The sequence below is a fragment of the Bradyrhizobium sp. RD5-C2 genome, assembly GCF_019972155.1.
Classification (GTDB): domain Bacteria; phylum Pseudomonadota; class Alphaproteobacteria; order Rhizobiales; family Xanthobacteraceae; genus Bradyrhizobium.
In genome coordinates, this window is the sequence record NZ_BOVL01000011.1 from 112,458 (window position 1) to 128,417 (window position 15,960).

Below are 15,960 nucleotides of genomic sequence, written 5' to 3' on the forward strand. Positions count from 1 at the left end.
CCGCGCCTTCGATGTCAGGATGCGGAAAAATGGCCAAGGCGCACAAGATGAGCGAACGCAAGATTCGTATTGCCGTCCTGCATTTCTCCCACGAAACCGTCTCGTTCCTGCCGAACGAGACCACGCTCGACGACTTCATCTATCCGGGCTCGCCGGCCAAGGGCGAGGCGCTGCTGCAGTTCGATCCGAAGAACTACATGGGCGGCTTCGTGCAGGTCGCGCGCGAGTTCTCCGAGGTCGAGCTGGCCGGCATCGAATCCCCGCTCTGGCCGAAGACCTACACCGGATCGGGCTGGATTACCCAGGAAGCCTATCGCACCTTCGTCGGCAAGATGATTGCCGGGCTGAAGGAGGAGGGGCCGTTCGACGGGGTCTATCTGTGCCTGCATGGTGCGATGGCCGTGCGCGACGTGCCGCGGCCGGAGGCCGATCTGGCGCGGCAGGTCCGCGAGGTGGTCGGCCGCTCCGCCTTCATCGCCGCCACCTTCGATCCTCATGGCAATGAGGACGAGGCGTTCCTCGAACAGGCCGACATAGCGTTCGCGGTCAAATATTTCCCGCACTATGACGCGCATCTGCAAGGCGAACGGGCGGCGCGCATGCTGGTGCGGGCGATCCGCGGCGACTACAAGCCGGCGCATAAGACCATCAAGGTTCCCGTGATCTCGCCCACCGTGTTGCAATGGACCGGCGCGCGTCCCTGGATGGATCTCGTGCAGCGCGCGCTGGTGTGGGAGGCCCGCGAGGTCGACGTCTACATCAACATCTTCTTCGGCTTTCCGTTCGCCGATGTTCCCGACATCGGCATGACCGTGCAGGTCCTGACCAACGACAATCCAAAGCTCGCGGAGCAGGTCGCGCGCGATCTCGCCGGTACGATCTGGCGGCTGCGCGAGGCGTTGCTGCAGTCGACGAAACTACACAGCATTGCCGAGGGCGTCGCGTTGGCCAGGCAGGCCGTTGCCGATGGCAACACGCCGGTGGTGCTGGCCGATCACAGCGACCGTTCGGGATCGGCAATCTGGCTGCTGCGCGAGATCATCGCGCAGGACCTCGCCAACACGGTGATCGCCACGATTGCCGATGCCAGGGCGACGGCAAGCCTGAAGGCGGCCGGCGCCAAGGCCGGCGATGCCTTCGACATGGAGATCGGCGGCCGCGCCGACGAATCGGCGGGCGATCCGGTCCGGATTCAGGGCACGATTTCGGCAGCGGGTGACGGATACGGGCAGTTCTGGGTCTGCGTGCGTTTCGGCCGCAACAATGCGCTGATCCTCTCCACCTATCTGGTGCAGGTCATGGAGCCGTTCTCGCTGAAAGCGCTGGTGCCGGACATCGGCAGCTTCGATGTGATGGCGATCAAGTCGCGGGTGCATTTCCGGCGTGGCTTCGACGACAACGGCTTTGCCAAGACGATCCTGCTGGTCGAGCCGGACCAGGCGTTCCTCGGCACCACGCGGCTGGACAAGCTGCCTTACAGGAACGTCGACCTCACACGGTTCTACCCGTACGGCAATCCGGCGTTCCCGGAGGCGTCGTCATGACAGAGGGCCGCTACCGCCTGATCGGATCGACCGCGTCGCCCTATGCGATCAAGTTGCGGGCGCTGCTGCGTTACAGACGGATCCCCCACGACTGGGTGATCATGACCAAGGCGCTGCGCGCGGCGACCGCGCATCTGAAGCCGATGCTGATCCCGGTGCTGCAATATCCCGACGGCAGCTACCGCGGCGAGACCACGACGTTGGCCTATGATCTGGAAGCGCGTCACCAGGGGCGGTCGGTGATCCCGGAGGACAAGGCCACAGCCTTCGTCTGCGATCTCCTCGAGGATCTCGCCGACGAATGGGCGGTGAAGCCGTTGTTTCTCTATCGATGGTGGGATCCGGAAGATCAGGCCTATGTCTCGTGCTGGGCCGGCGAGGAGTGGTCGACGTCGGAGGCCGCGGCCGGCAGCCGCGCGGAGATCGAGGAATTCCGGGAGCGGCAGATTTCGCGCATGGTCATTCTCGGCGCCACCGAGGAGAACCGGCCGCTGCTGGAGGAGAGCTATCGCCGGACGCTTGCGGCGTTCGAGCCGCATGTCGGCATGACGAATTATCTGTTTGGCAGCCGGCCATCGCTGGCGGATTTCGCCTGGTTTGGCCAGCTCAGCGAGATGGCAACCGACCCGACCCCGATGCGGATCATGCGCGAGCGCGCGCCGTTCACCGATCACTGGGTGCGGCGGCTCGATGATGCGTCCGGTGTCGAGGGCACCTGGTATCCGCGCGAGCGGGCGCTCGGCGGGTTTGCCGAAGCGCTGCTGCGGATTGCGGGCGAGCTCTATCTGCCGTTCCTTACCGCCAATGCCGATGCATTCGCGAAAGGCCTCGAGCGGCTTGAGATCACTGTCTGGGGACTGCCTTACGCGCTGGCGCCGTTCAAATACCAGGTCAAGTGCCTGCAGCAGTTGCGCGAGAAATTTGCCGCGCTGGATGCCGGCGATCGCGCGGCGCTGAAGCCGGTGCTCGAACGTACGGGATGCTGGGCGGTCCTGAATGGTGGCTGATCGATCACGGACGGCAACTAGGTTCAATACGGCGTGAGCTCAGGTCCGGTGCCTGCTCCCGAGTGCGGCGGCGACCGATTCCGGATGCCTGATCCGCTCGACCAGCATGTCGATGCGATCGCCGCCCCAGAACAGCTCGCCGTTGAACACCATGCTGGGCACGCCGAACACGCCGAGCGCTTCCGCTTCGTCGATGATGCGGTCGTGTTCCGCACGAGCAGGGCCGCGAACATAGGTTTCGAATGCCTCGGTGGAGCCGCCGATCGCTGCGATCACGCCGGCGATCTCCGACAATTCGTCGATCTCCAGCTCGTGGTTCCAGAACCTCCGGAACACCGTGTCATGATAGGGCCGGAACAGCCCGTGGCGCTGCGCGAACAACATCCCGGCGCTCGAATAGAACGCGTCATAGATCCGGCGCGGGCCTTTCATGGTCAGTCCCTGCGCGTTGGCGAACCGTCGCGCATCCATGTAGGAGTAACGCACCTTGCGCCAGAAGTGCGGCGTGCGCGCCTCGACCGTGCCCATGAATTCGGGAATGCGAAGCGTGTACGGAAGCCACTCCAGCTCGACGCCAAGGGTCTCCTCGAGCTCGAACAGCCGCTTGTTGGCGACATAGGCATAGGGAGACTTGTAGTCGGTGTAGATGCGTACGCGCGGCTTTACGATCATCGTTCCTCACCCTGTCGGGACAATTGTTCCCGATCCCGCGCGATGACGCAATGTGGTGCGACGAAGGGGAGACGGCGCGCAAACGAATGGGCCCCGGTGCATTCAAGCATCGCGGGGCCCTGCTACTTCGTTTTAGCGAAGGATCTCTGGTGTAGACCAGTGGTGTTTCGGGACCTAAAAGCGCTTGGCCTTTGCGCTCTCGTCCTGCGGATATGTTCAGATTGTCGGCGGCGCACGCGGCTAGCAGCTGCTGTTCGCCTCAACGTGCACCGAGACCTTGCCGAGCAAGGTCGCTGGCTTTCGCCGGTGGCGTCATGCTCCTCTCCAAGGGTGGGCCGACGGACCTCTGTCCGCTTATCTGCCTGGCGGCCGATTCCAAAATCGTCCGTCAATTCCTGCGACGCGGGGAGCAGGCGCTCCCGCACCCCAACAGGTGCAGTCGGCGAAATGCTGCGGCAGATATCGCCTGCTGTCAAGTTAACGAGCGGGGTATTTCAGGTCAGCTTTCCTGTCGCGCCTTGGTCTTTCGATACTGCGTGAAGTCCGGATCGTGCGTCATTTTCCAGTAGTCGACGAACCGCCACGGCATTGCCGAGAACACGCGCCCGCTTCTGTTGCGGTAGTAGGTTGTCATGCCCGGATGCGTCCAGATCAACTGCTCATGTTCGGCATCGACGTTGCGGATGTATTCGTCATGCGCGTCGGGATGCACATCGATCGCAGCGATATCGTTCTCGATCATCTCGACGAGGCAGGCGGAGATGTAGCGGCTCTGGCATTCCGACTGGAAGATCACGCTGCCACCATGCGCAGGCCCCGAGTTGGGGCCGAGCATCAGAAACAGATTGGGAAAGTCAGGCACGGTGAGGCCGAGATAGGCGGTTGGATTGTCGTCGCGCCAGGCCTGCTTGAGGTTCTTGCCGTCGCGCCCGGTGATGTTGAGACGCGCCGCCATCTCCGACACCTTGAAGCCGGTCGAGATCACGATGACGTCGTGCGGCCGCGATGTGCCGTCGGCTGTGACGATTCCACCAGCCGCGAAATGATCGATCTTGTCGGTGACCAGCTCGACATTCGGACGGGTCAGCGTCTTGAACCAGTTGTTGTCGAGCAGGATGCGCTTGCCGTAGGGCGGATAGGTCGGCATGCACTTCTCGATCAGATCAGGGCGATCCTTCAGCTCGGAGAGGATGAATTCGGCGAGCTCCTGGCGGTGCCGGTCGTTGCCCTTGTTGACGGCGCGGTCCGGATGCGGCCAGGCCGGATCCTTGCGCAGGAACGGCAGCAGCCCGTCGCCGTAACGCCAGGACATATTGAAGCGATACCACTGCACATAGAACGGCAGATGCGCCAGCAGCCACTGTGCGCCCTCGGTGATCGGATCGGAATAACCTTTCACCGGCCGCGCCCACTGCGCGGTGCGCTGGTAGACCGTGACCGAGGCGACGCGGTCGGCGATCGACGGCACCAGCTGCATCGCGGTCGCACCGGTGCCGATCACGGCGACATGCTTGCCGTCGAGCTCGATGTCGTCGGACCACCGCGCCGAATGAACCTTCAGGCCGGTGAAATCCCCGTCGCCCTTGAAAGAGGCAGGCGAGGGATCGTTGAGTTGTCCGATCGCGCTGACCAGCGCGGTGGACTCGAAGGTCTCTTCGCCGTTCGCGGTCTTCAGCGTCGAGATCCAGCGGCGCTTGGCTTCATCCCAGCGCGAAGCGGCGAGCTCAGTGCTGAGGCGGACATGCCTGCGGATGTCGTATTCGCGCACGACCTTGAGCAGATAATCGAGCAATTCCGGGCGCTGCGCGAAGTAGCGGGTCCACGGGTTGCGGGCGCCGAACGAGAAGGAATAGGAGTGGTTCGGCGTATCGACGCCGCAGCCGGGATAGCGGTTGACGTACCAGGTGCCGCCGATCTCGTCCTGCTTCTCGACGATGGTGTAGGGAATGCCGAGCCGCCCGAGCGAAACCCCGAGCGCGATCGCGCAGACCCCGGCGCCGACGATCAGCACATGCTGCTGCGCGAGCCTCGCCTCGGAGGGGCGCTCGCGCCAGCGCGCGTCGCGGGGAACGAATCCCATCTCTTCCCGCATCAGCGGCGCATATTCCGGCGCGACGTGCTCGCCGAGCGTTGCGCGCATCATCCGCAGCATCAGCTCGTCGTCGGGATCGGTGATGACGGGCGTAGGCGTTCCGTTCGCGAACAGGTTCAGCACGGCGGCGCGGATCTCGTCCTGGATCTCCTTTGGGACGCCAGCGTCCGGATCGGGGATCAGGCGGACGTCGCGCTTCGGCTTGTACGGCGGCTCGAGCCACTTCTCGTCGCCGGTCATGTGCACCAGCACCATCAGCAGCACGCGGATGTCGCCCTCGGCGATGGCGGAGGACAGATCGAGGTGTTGGCGCGAAAGCTCGATATTCATGTGCTGTCCTCAGCTGGCCGGTGCGTCGGGCAGACCGCCATAGGCGGCCCAGGTGGTGCCCACGATGTAGCCGGCATCGACCGGCAGGTTGATGCCGGTCACGCCGCTGCTCTGCGGCGAGAGCAGCCAGGCGATCGCCTGCGCCACCTCCATCGGCTCGACCAGCCGGTTCATCGCTGTCGGGCGGGCCAGCAGATCCTTGTTCAGGGCGCCCGACGCGATACCCGCCTCGAGCGCCACTGTGCGGGTGAAGCCGGGCGACACCGCGTTGACGCGTACGCCGGAACGTCCCCATTCGGCGGCGAGCGTCTGCGTGATCTGGATGACGCCGGCCTTCGCCGCGGTATAGGCGTGGATCGGACCCGACGTCATGCCGGCCACCGAGGCGACATTGACGATCGCGCCATGCCGTCGCTTCGCCATGCCGATGCCGACGCTGCGCGCGACCAGAAAGGTGCCGCGCAGGTCGATATTGACCTCGCGGTCCCATTGCTCCATCCGCACCCGCTCGATCGTGTGCATCTTGCCGAACACGCCGGCTGCATTGACGAGGCCGGTGATCGGGCCGTGCGCCTTCTCGATATCCGCGATACCGGTGACGACGGCGCTTTCGCTCGCGACGTCGAATGGCGCCGGCCAAAGGATGGCGGCTGTTCCGACCAGGGGCTCAGGCGCGATGTCGACGATGACGACGCGATGGCCCTGATCGGAGAGCAGCGTTGCGGTCGCAGCGCCGATGCCGCGGCTGCCGCCGGTGACGAGGATGGTGCCGTCGGCGCTCATGACTTTCTTCCCTTGTCGCTCGTGGTGAAAAGGCCGCGCGTGACCAGCTTCTGATAGGCCGTGATGACGTAGTCGGGCACGGCGGTGACGCCTTGCTCGGAGTAGGAATAGCGGCGGCTGAGATAACCGCGAGCACCCATCAGGACCTGGACGATGGCCTCGAATTCCTCGTCGCTGAAAGTGTTGGTCGCCCCCGCAGCCCGCGCGCGCTGCAGGATCCTGACATAGGCATTCGAGATGTTGTCGAAGTGCTTCTGATAGCCGATCGGCGCGAAGAACTCGGCCTCGTTGAGGATGCGGAGAAACTCGGGGACCTCGCGGATGAAATCGAAGAAGGCGCTGAAGCGCTCGACCTCCTGCCGGGCTTCGTTGGCGGTGCTGGTGCGCGCATGGATGAAGCGGACCATGTCGAGGCCGATTTTCGGCAGCAGCTGATCGAGCAGCTCCTGGCGGTTCTCGAAGTGATTGTAGAACGTGCCCTGCGCCACGCCGGCAGCTTCCGTAATGCGCGCAACCGAGGCTTCGGCGTAGCCGTATTTGCCGACGACCTTGGTCGCGGCGTCAAAAATCTTCTGCTTGGTCCAGGCGTTGCGCTCGACCCGGTTGAGTTTTGTCACTTTGGCGGATGTCGCTTGCGTCATGCGGTGGCCTCGAGTTCGGCGCGGAGCACGCGTTTGAGCACCTTGCCGGATGGATTGCGCGGCAGGCTGTCGCGGATGATCAACTGCCGCGGCACCTTGAAGCCTGCGAGCCGTGTCCGGCAGAATTCGGTGAGCTCAGGCAGGTCGAGCTTGGCGTCGTCCGCCAGCACCACGATGGCGACCGGCTTCTCGCCCCAGCGGTCGTCGGGCAGACCGATCACCGCGACTTCGCGCACCCCGGGGATTTCATAGATGACGCGCTCGACCTCGGAGGAGGCGATGTTCTCGCCGCCGGAGATGATCATGTCCTTCTTGCGATCGGTCAGATAGAGGAAACCGTCGTCGTCGAGATAGCCGACGTCGCCGGTGCGGAACCAGTCGCCGAAGAAGGCGGATGCGGTCTTCTCCGGATCTTTCCAGTAGCCCTGCGTGACCTTCGGGCCGCGCAGGCAGATCTCGCCATTCTGGCCGGCGGGCAGGCGCTTGCCGGCATCGTCGCGGATCTCGATCTCGACATGGGCGATGGCGCGGCCGGTCGAGCCGATCTTCTCGATCTCGCGGCCCGCATCCATGAACGTATCGCCGCCGCAGCTTTCGGTCAGGCCGTAAGCATCGATGTAGCGCGCGTTCTTGAAGTAGTGGGAGAAGGCGCGGATGCGGAGCTCCGGCGTCTTCTCGCCGCCGCCGATCGCCCATTGCAAGCTGGAGACGTCGTAACGCTCGCGGTTTGGGCAGGTGAGGAGGGCCGCGGTCATGACCGGGGCAAACCACGCGGCGTTCAGCTTCTCGCGCTCGATCGCGGCCAGCGCCGGTTCGGGCTCGAAGGTGCGGTGAATGCACAGCATGCCGCCGTGCCAGAGCACCGCGATGCCGGGCAGGTCGAGCGCGCCGACATGATAGAGCGGGCCGACGACGAGCAGCCGCGTGTCGGCGCTCAGTCCAAGCACCAGGGTCTGGTCGGAGGATTTCCAGTAGATGTTCTCGTAGGTGAGCATCACCCCCTTGGGGCGATCCGTCGTGCCCGAGGTGTACATCAGCCGCATCAGGTCGCGCGGCTGGCGCACATTGATCGGCGCCGGCGCGATGTCGGGCGCAAGGTTGGTGACGCTCGACTGCGCGACTTCACCCAGCAACACCACCGGCGCGCCACCGGCTGCGACCGCTGCAAATTCCTCGTCGGCGACGAGCAGCCGTGCGTCGGAATTGCGGACGATGTAGCCGACCTCATCGGCCGAGAGGCGATAATTGATCGGCAGGAATACCGCGCCGATATGGCTGGTGGCGAACACCAGTTCGAGAAAGGCCGTGCTGTTCTTCATCAGGACGGCGACGACGTCGCCCGGAGCGATCCCGCGTGCTGCGAGCCAGCTGCCGACCTGCCGGATCCGCAGATCAAAATCTGCGTAGGAGACATCTTCGCCGCGATATTTCAGCGCACAGCGGTCCGGAGTCCGCCTGGCATGAAATGCGATGAAGCTGGAAAGATTGATCATTTGCCGTCCGTCGGGCCGATTCCGGCGCCGCTTTCTCCATAGATGAATTGTGAGTCGTAATTCATCTTTGGCTTGACGTCACCCCCCTTGCTCTGAAAACATCGTGGCCATGGAGACGGAACGATCTCCGCAAGGGATTTTGGGAACGCGAACCCGACAGGGAGGGGAATATGACGAGGACCCGGAAACCGGGCATCAGCCGGCGCTCGACGCTTGCGCTGATGGGCGCCGGTGCGGCGACCTTTGCTGCGCCATGGGTGGCGCGTGCACAGGCCAAGACCATCAAGATCGGCATGCCGACCATTCTGTCGGGTCGCGTCGCGCAACTCGGCACGTCCTCGCGCAATGCGGTGATGCTGGAAGTCGAGAAGGTCAATGCCGCCGGCGGCCTTGCCGGGCGGCAGATCGAGATGGTGATCCGCGACTCCAAGGGACAGCCGCAGGAAGCCGCGCGGATCGCGCGCGAGCTCGTCAACACCGACGGCTGCGAGATGCTGCTTGACGGCGAGGCATCGTCGGGATCGTTCGCGGTTCACGAGGTGGCGCGCGACCTCGGTGTGCTCTGCATCCATACCTGTTCGGAAGCGTCGTCGCTGACCGCCGATCCCAAGCAGCACATTCCGAACGCGTTCCGTTGCGTGCGGCAGGGCATTCATGACTCGATCGTCGGCGCCGGCTACGCGGCCGGGATCGCCAAGGCCAAGGGCCTGAAGAAATGGGCGACCTGTTCGCCCGACTACGCCTATGGCCGCGACACCACCGGCGAGTTCGTGCTGTACCTGAAGAAATTCGCGCCCGATGTCGAGATCATCAGCGAGTCCTGGCCAAAACTGTTCCAGCCCGATTATACCGAGGTGGTGACCAAGATCCTCCAAGCGAAGCCGCAGGCGCTCTATTCCTGCCTGTGGGGCGGCGATCTCACCTCCTATATCGACCAGGCCAACATCTACGCGATGTTCACCCAGATGGAGGTGTTCGCGGTCAACATGGCCGACTACACCGCGCTCACGGTGGTGAAGAACCTACCCAAGGGCATCCACTCGGGCGACCGCTACATCAAGACATTCCCGCCGACGCCGGAGAATGCAGCTTGGGGCGATGCCTACAAGGCGAAGTACAACGAGTATCCGACCAACTGGTCCTGGCAGAACGCGACGGCGGTCATGTTCCTCAACGAGGCGGTCAAAAAGGCGAACTCGACCGACGGCAAGAAGGTCGCGGAAGCTCTCACCGGGCTCACCATCAAGTGTCCGTTCGGTGCCGACGGCACCGTCACCATGCGCGCCGACGACCACACGCTGGTCGGCTACGCGATCGGCTGGGGTACCACGATCCCGCAGGAGCCCTACGTGCCTGATGTGAAGGCCGGGGACTGGAAGACCATCTTCGAGCTCGAAGCCGAGTGGAAGAAGAGCAAGGGCTACACCTGATCCGCATGCGGCGCGGAGGCAGCGACCGGCTGCCTCCGCCTTCCGTCTGAAGTTTGTTGCGCGCCGGCGTTGCGGCCCGCCGTAATGGATGATTTTCGTGGACCTCGACGCGCTTGCCAGTTGCCTCGCCAGTCCTGCATGCCTGGTGACGCAGACCACCAGCGGCCTGATCATCGGCATGCTGCTGTTTCTCGTCGCCGTCGGGCTGACGCTGATCTTCGGCGTGCTCAAGGTGGTCAATTTCAGCCACGGCGCCTTCTACATGTTCGGCGCCTATTTCGCGATGACGGCCTACCAGCTCTCTGGCAGCTTTGCGCTGGCGATCCTGAGCGGCGCCGTCGGCACCGCGCTGCTCGGCCTGATCTTCGAGCGCGCGTTCATGAGCCGGGTCTACGGCCGCGACGTGCTGATGCAGCTTCTGGTGTGCTACGCCTTCGTGCTGATCTTCGACGACGTTGTTCGCATGATCTGGGGACCTGAATTCAAGTCGATGGGCATGCCGGCCGCGTTCCAGGTGCCGCCGCTGTTCATCGCCGGCGGCGTGGTGCCGCCTTATTATCTGCTGCTGATCGGGGTCGCGCTCGTGGCCGCAGTGGTTCTCGGGCTGGGGTTGGCACGCTCCCGGATCGGCAAGGTGATCCGGGCGGCTGCGCATAATCCCGGGATGGTGTCGGCGCTCGGCATCAACACCGGGCTGATCTATGGCGGCGTGTTCGCGCTCGGCGGCATGCTGGCGGGACTGGCGGGAGCGCTTGCCGCGCCGGTGCGCTCGTTGACGCCGGGCATGGGTTTCTCGGTGCTGATCGAGTCCTTCATCGTCACCGTGATCGGCGGCATGGGCTCGATCCTGGGGGCTCTGATCGGCGCCCTCCTGATCGGCCTGATCCGCTCGTTCGGATCGCTCGGCTTCCCGCTGTTCACCGAGGGGCTGATGTATCTCTTCATGGTGATCGTGCTGGTGTCGCGTCCGACCGGCCTGTTCGGCAAGGAGGTCGCATGACCGAGTTGCAGGCAGGCCAAGGCGCGCAGCCGCTCGAAGTGCCCCGGATCGACGCCAGGCCGCAGCGCTATCGCGACCTGCTGATCGCGCTCGCGGCGTTTTCCGTGCTCGCGCTTCTCCCGATGGTCTTCGGCAGCAAGCAGCTGCTCGACTTCGTGATCCGCTGCGCGGCCTACGGCCTGTTCGCGACGTCGCTCAACCTTCTGGTCGGCTACACCGGGCTGATCTCGTTCGGGCACGGCATGTTCTTCGGCCTCGGCGCCTATGGTTTCGGCCTGATGATGCAGAAGACCGGCGTGCCGATCCCGGTGGCTTTTGTCGCTACGCTGGCGATAACCTTCGTCGTTGCCGTCGTCATCGGCGCGATCTGTGTGCGGCTGAAGGAGATCTATTTCGCCTTCGTCACGCTGGCGTTCCAGATGCTGATCCACTCGACCATCCTGTCGTGGCAGTCGCTGACCGGCGGCGACCAGGGTTTGCGCGGCGGCATTCCGCGGCCGCCGTTCCTCGGCATCGACCTCTCGAACCATCTGCATCTCTACATCACGAGCTGCGCGCTGCTGGTGATCGGGCTGCTGCTGATGCGCCAGATCGCGCAGTCGCCGTTCGGGTACACGCTGCGCATGATCCGCGACAACGCCACGCGGGCGAGCTTCATCGGCATCGACGTCTGGCGCGCCAAGCTTGTGATCTTCGTGCTGGCGGCGCTGTTTGCGGCGACCGGCGGCATCATCATGGCGCTGTTCGTCTCCGGCGCCTATCCCGAATTCGCCTATTGGACGATCTCGGGCGAGGGCATTTTCATCAACATGCTCGGCGGCGTGACGACCTTCCTCGGGCCGATGGTCGGCACGGTGCTGCTGCTGATCCTCAACGACACCGTCACGCGGCTGACCGAGTATCACGGCATCGTACTCGGCATCGTGATCCTGTTCTTTGCCATCGGCCTGCGAAAGGGCCTGATGGACTTCGTCGTCGAATGGTTCGCGCAGCGTCGCGGCGAGGGGCGCGGTTAGCCATGCTGGAGATTCGCGCCCTCTCGAAATCCTTTGGCGGCGTCAAGGCGACCGACAACGTCTCGCTCGATTTCGCCGACGGCTCGCTCACCGCCGTGATCGGCCCCAACGGCGCCGGCAAGAGCACCTTCTTCAACCTGATCACGGGCGCGTTGCGGCCGGACGCCGGGCAGATCCTGCTCAATGGCGTCGACATGGCGGGCAAGACGCCGCCGGAGATCGTGCGCCACGGCATCGGCCGCGCCTTCCAGGTCGCGAGCATCTTCCCGTCGCTGACGGTCGAGGAGACGATGCTGGCGGCGGTCGGTGCCGATCAGCGCCGCGCCAGCGTGATGCATCACCGCTTTCCATTGGCCGAGACGCGCGACCGCGCCGAGCATGCGATGGAGCTGCTCGGCCTTGCCGGCAAGCGCAACAGGACCGCGGCGACGCTGTCGCATGGCGACCAGAAGCTGCTCGATATTGCGCTCGCGCTGGTGCTCGATCCCAAGGTGCTGCTGCTCGATGAGCCGACCGCGGGCATGGGCACCGAGGAGCGCTGGCGCATGATCGACAAGGTGCGCGAGCTCTGGGAGAAGCAGAAGATCACGGTCGTGTTCATCGAGCACGACATGGATATCGTGTTCAAGATCGCGCCTCAGATCGTCGTGCTGTGCTACGGCCGGATCCTGGCAACCGGGACGCCGGATGCGATCCGCAGCAATGAAGCCGTGATCGAGGCCTATCTCGGCAGCGACGACCACGCGGGAGCGGTCGCATGAGCGCTCAACCGGTGGTGCAGGTCGAGGACCTCGACGTCTACTACGGCACGAGCCAGATCCTGTTCGGCGTCGGTCTGTCCGTGCGGAAGGGTGAGACCATGGCGCTGCTGGGCCGCAATGGCGCCGGCAAGTCGACCACCATGAAGGCCATCATGGGATTGGCGCCGGCGCGCCGCGGCAAGGTCACCTTGCGCGGTCAGCTAGTATCCGGGATGAGGCCGCATCACATCGCGCGGGCCGGGCTCGGCTTCGTGCCGGAGGACCGCCAGATCTTTCCCGAGCACACGGTCGAGGACAACCTCGTTATCGGCCAGAAGAAGGGACCGGACGGCGAGGACGAGTGGTCGATCCGCCGCGTCTACGACGTGTTCCCGCTGCTGGAGCCGCTGCGGCATCGGATCGCGGGCAGGCTCTCCGGCGGCGAGCAGCAGATGCTGGCGATCGCCCGCACGCTGATGGGCAATCCGGTGCTGCTGCTGCTGGACGAGCCGAGCGAGGGGCTGGCGCCGATCATCGTGCAGCGCATCGGCGAACTGCTGCGGCAGCTCCGCGGCACCGGTGCCACAGTATTGATCGCCGAGCAGAACATGCATTTTTGCCTTGGCCTTGCGAGCCACGCGACGGTTATCGACAAGGGACAGATCGTCTACACATCCTCCATCGATGAGCTGAAGGCCAACGACAACATCCGGCAGCGTTACCTGGCGCTGTAGGGCTCTTCGACTGTCATGGGAGGACAAATGGCGGGCAAGTTGACGCCGACGCACGAAGCGCCGTATCGCGGGTTGAAAGTGCTGGATTTCGGGCAGGGAATCGCCTCGCCCTATTGTGCGATGCTGCTTGGGGTCTATGGCGCCGACGTCATCAAGGTCGAGCCGCCCGAGGGCGACTGGTCGCGCTATCTCGGTACGACCTACGGCAATCACACGACCCTGTCGGCGGTCTACAACCGCGGCAAGCGCAGCCTGTGCCTTGACATGAAGCACAAGGATGGCATCGCGATCGCGCAGCTTCTGGCGCGCGAGGCCGACGTGCTGATTGAAGGATTTCGCCCCGGTGTCGCGGAGCGGCTCGGGCTCGGCTATGAGAGCCTATCGCGCGACAATCCGGGCCTGATCTATCTGTCGGTCAGCGGCTTTGGGCAGAGCGGGCCATACTCGAAGCGCCCCGGCTCGGACTCGGTCGCGCAGGCATTTTCAGGGTTGGTCTCGGTCAATGTGGGCGCCGATGGTGTGCCGCATCGGGTCGGCACCACGATCTCCGATGTCGTCACCGGCGTCTACGCGTTTCAGGCGATTGCGACGACGCTGTTCGCGCGTGCGACCGTCGGCACCGGTCGCTGGATCGACGTCAATCTCTGCCAGTCAACGTCGGCGCTGCTTGGGCACAAGGTCGCGGAGTTCATCCTCGAGGGCGGTGCCCCGCGCGCGCTCAATGCGCCGGCCGGCACCTACCAGACGCGGGACGGCTGGATGATGGTCACGCTGGTGAACGAGCCGCAATACAAGCGCCTGTGCGCTGCGATCGCCCGCGAGGATCTCGCAAGTGATCCGCGCTTCGCCGACTTCGCCAGGCGTGCGGACGCGGCCGACACGCTGATCCCGCAGCTGCGCGAGGTGTTCCTGGCGCAGGCGACGGATACCTGGCTGACGCGGCTGCACGCCGCCGATATCATCGCGGAGCGGATCCTCAATCCCGGCGAATGGCTGCGCAATCCGCATGTCGAGGCGATCAGCGCGTCGGTCCGCCATGATACGCCGGGCGTCGGCGCGGTCTATTCGCCGCGGACGCCGGGGATCGCGAGCCTGTCCGAAGATCATCTTTGTCCCGCGCCGGACGTTGGGCAGGACAGCCGCGCGGTGCTGACGGAGGCTGGTTTTGGTTCCGCCGAGATCGACGGCTTGCTGCTGTCGGGCGCGGTGCGGCAGGCCAAAGCGATGACAGGAGGCAAGATATCATGAGCACGGACCTCGTTCGCTACTTGGTCAGCGACCAGATTGCAGAGATTGTGCTGGATCGCGGGCCAGTCAATGCGCTCAGCATCCCCTTGATCGACGCGCTGCTGGCGGCGCTGGCGAAAGCGCGCGATGATGATGCGGTGCGCGCTGTCATCATCAGCAGCGCCCACAAGGTGTTTTGCGCCGGCCTCGATCTCGACATCGTCAGAGGCAAGCCCGCGATCGAGACCAAGGCATTCCTCGAGCGGCTGTATTTCGCGCTGAACGATACGCAGTATCGCATGGGCAAGCCAACCATCGCTGCAATCGATGGCGCGGTGCGCGCCGGCGGCATGACGATCGCGATCTCCTGCGACATGATTGTCGCGGGTGACAGTTCGACCTTCGGCTATCCCGAGATCGATGTCGGCCTGATCCCGGCGATCCATTTTGTGCAGTTGCCCCGGCTGGTGGGGAAACACCAAGCGTTCGGTCCGCTGTTCCTCGGCGAGCCGTTCGACGCCGCAACTGCCTATCGCATGGGGTTGCTCAGCGAAGTGGTGCCGAAGGGCACTGCGCTGCAGCGGGCCCGCGAGATCGCACGGAAGCTGGCGGCGAAATCGCCGATCGTGATGAAGATCGGCCGCGATGCCTTCATGCGCGCGGTCGATGCCGATTTCCGCCGCTCGGTGGAGAACACGGCGGAAAGCTTCGTGGTGGTCGCCTCGACGGAAGACTGCCAGGAAGGACTGAATGCGTTCGTTGAGAAGCGAACGCCCAACTACAAGGGGCGGTAGATGGCTGGATTGTATTTCGAAGAGTTCGAGGTCGGGCAGGAATTCCATCACGAGTTCAGCCGGACCGTGACGGAGATGGACAACACCATGTTCAGCCTCCTGACCATGAACCCGCAGCCGTTGCACATCGACGCGCATTTCTCGGAGAAGACCGAGTTCGGCCAGCGGCTGTTCAACAGCCTCTACACGCTCGGCATCATGATCGGTATGAGCGTGTACGACACGACCTTGGGAACCACGGTCGGAAATCTCGGCATGACCGACGTCAAGTTTCCGAAGCCGGTGTTCCATGGCGATACCTTGAAAGCGCATACCAGGATCATCGGCAAGCGCGCCAGCAAGTCGCGGCCGACCCAAGGCATCGTCGAGTTCGAGCACACCATGACCAATCAGCGCGGCGAGGTGGTGGCAAGCTGCCGCCGCACCGGCCTGATGCACTGCAAGCCGAAGGCATAGA

General features: G+C 64.2%; 15 protein-coding genes. 10 read left to right on the plus strand and 5 right to left on the minus strand.

Features of this window, described 5'->3' with window-relative positions; translation table 11 throughout:
• Positions 1-29: 29 nt before the first annotated feature.
• Positions 30-1,544: a M81 family metallopeptidase gene (locus tag BraRD5C2_RS13270; RefSeq protein ID WP_223968989.1), complete on the plus strand. Its 1,515-nt coding sequence runs from the start codon at positions 30-32 to the stop codon at positions 1,542-1,544.
• Positions 1,541-2,551, plus strand: coding sequence for a glutathione S-transferase N-terminal domain-containing protein (locus BraRD5C2_RS13275; protein ID WP_223968991.1), 1,011 nt, complete (start codon positions 1,541-1,543; stop codon positions 2,549-2,551). Before BraRD5C2_RS13270 ends, BraRD5C2_RS13275 begins: the two co-directional genes overlap by 4 nt.
• A gap of 39 nt (positions 2,552-2,590) precedes the next feature.
• On the opposite strand, the gene BraRD5C2_RS13280 is transcribed toward BraRD5C2_RS13275, so the two are convergent.
• From BraRD5C2_RS13280 to BraRD5C2_RS13300, 5 genes are all read right to left on the minus strand, one after another.
• Positions 2,591-3,220 (minus strand): 2-hydroxychromene-2-carboxylate isomerase, encoded by a 630-nt coding sequence (locus tag BraRD5C2_RS13280; RefSeq protein ID WP_223969296.1) that lies wholly within the window; start codon positions 3,218-3,220, stop codon positions 2,591-2,593.
• Positions 3,221-3,722: 502 nt separating this feature from the next.
• Entirely contained in the window at positions 3,723-5,645 is a 1,923-nt protein-coding gene (locus BraRD5C2_RS13285; RefSeq protein ID WP_223968992.1) for a flavin-containing monooxygenase, read from the minus strand.
• A gap of 9 nt (positions 5,646-5,654) precedes the next feature.
• On the minus strand, positions 5,655-6,428 hold the full coding sequence (locus BraRD5C2_RS13290) for an SDR family NAD(P)-dependent oxidoreductase (RefSeq protein WP_223968994.1): 774 nt from the start codon (positions 6,426-6,428) through the stop codon (positions 5,655-5,657).
• The gene (locus tag BraRD5C2_RS13295) at positions 6,425-7,069 is read right to left on the minus strand and encodes a TetR/AcrR family transcriptional regulator (protein ID WP_223968996.1); all 645 of its coding nucleotides are present in this window, start codon (positions 7,067-7,069) and stop codon (positions 6,425-6,427) included. Before BraRD5C2_RS13295 ends, BraRD5C2_RS13290 begins: the two co-directional genes overlap by 4 nt.
• On the minus strand, positions 7,066-8,562 hold the full coding sequence (locus BraRD5C2_RS13300) for an AMP-binding protein (RefSeq protein WP_223968997.1): 1,497 nt from the start codon (positions 8,560-8,562) through the stop codon (positions 7,066-7,068). Before BraRD5C2_RS13300 ends, BraRD5C2_RS13295 begins: the two co-directional genes overlap by 4 nt.
• A 170-nt stretch (positions 8,563-8,732) precedes the next feature.
• Here BraRD5C2_RS13300 and BraRD5C2_RS13305 point away from each other — a divergent pair, with 170 nt between their 5' ends.
• From BraRD5C2_RS13305 to BraRD5C2_RS13340, 8 genes are all read left to right on the plus strand, one after another.
• Positions 8,733-9,992, plus strand: a complete 1,260-nt coding sequence (locus tag BraRD5C2_RS13305) for an ABC transporter substrate-binding protein (RefSeq protein WP_223968999.1) — start codon at positions 8,733-8,735, stop codon at positions 9,990-9,992.
• Positions 9,993-10,089: 97 nt separating this feature from the next.
• Positions 10,090-10,992, plus strand: a complete 903-nt coding sequence (locus BraRD5C2_RS13310; protein ID WP_308444420.1) for a branched-chain amino acid ABC transporter permease — start codon at positions 10,090-10,092, stop codon at positions 10,990-10,992.
• On the plus strand, positions 10,989-12,008 hold the full coding sequence (locus BraRD5C2_RS13315) for a branched-chain amino acid ABC transporter permease (RefSeq protein ID WP_223969002.1): 1,020 nt from the start codon (positions 10,989-10,991) through the stop codon (positions 12,006-12,008). The genes BraRD5C2_RS13310 and BraRD5C2_RS13315 overlap by 4 nt, the downstream gene beginning before the upstream one ends.
• Positions 12,009-12,010: 2 nt before the next feature.
• On the plus strand, positions 12,011-12,769 hold the full coding sequence (locus tag BraRD5C2_RS13320) for an ABC transporter ATP-binding protein (protein ID WP_223969004.1): 759 nt from the start codon (positions 12,011-12,013) through the stop codon (positions 12,767-12,769).
• Positions 12,766-13,482, plus strand: coding sequence for an ABC transporter ATP-binding protein (locus tag BraRD5C2_RS13325; protein ID WP_223969005.1), 717 nt, complete (start codon positions 12,766-12,768; stop codon positions 13,480-13,482). Before BraRD5C2_RS13320 ends, BraRD5C2_RS13325 begins: the two co-directional genes overlap by 4 nt.
• 27 nt (positions 13,483-13,509) lie before the next feature.
• A complete protein-coding gene (locus BraRD5C2_RS13330) occupies positions 13,510-14,730 on the plus strand; it encodes a CaiB/BaiF CoA transferase family protein (RefSeq protein WP_223969007.1) in 1,221 nt (406 codons plus the stop codon).
• Positions 14,727-15,503, plus strand: coding sequence for an enoyl-CoA hydratase/isomerase family protein (locus BraRD5C2_RS13335; RefSeq protein WP_223969009.1), 777 nt, complete (start codon positions 14,727-14,729; stop codon positions 15,501-15,503). Before BraRD5C2_RS13330 ends, BraRD5C2_RS13335 begins: the two co-directional genes overlap by 4 nt.
• Complete coding sequence (locus BraRD5C2_RS13340) at positions 15,504-15,959, plus strand: MaoC family dehydratase (RefSeq protein WP_018272840.1); 456 nt, start codon at positions 15,504-15,506, stop codon at positions 15,957-15,959.
• Position 15,960 lies beyond the last annotated feature (1 nt).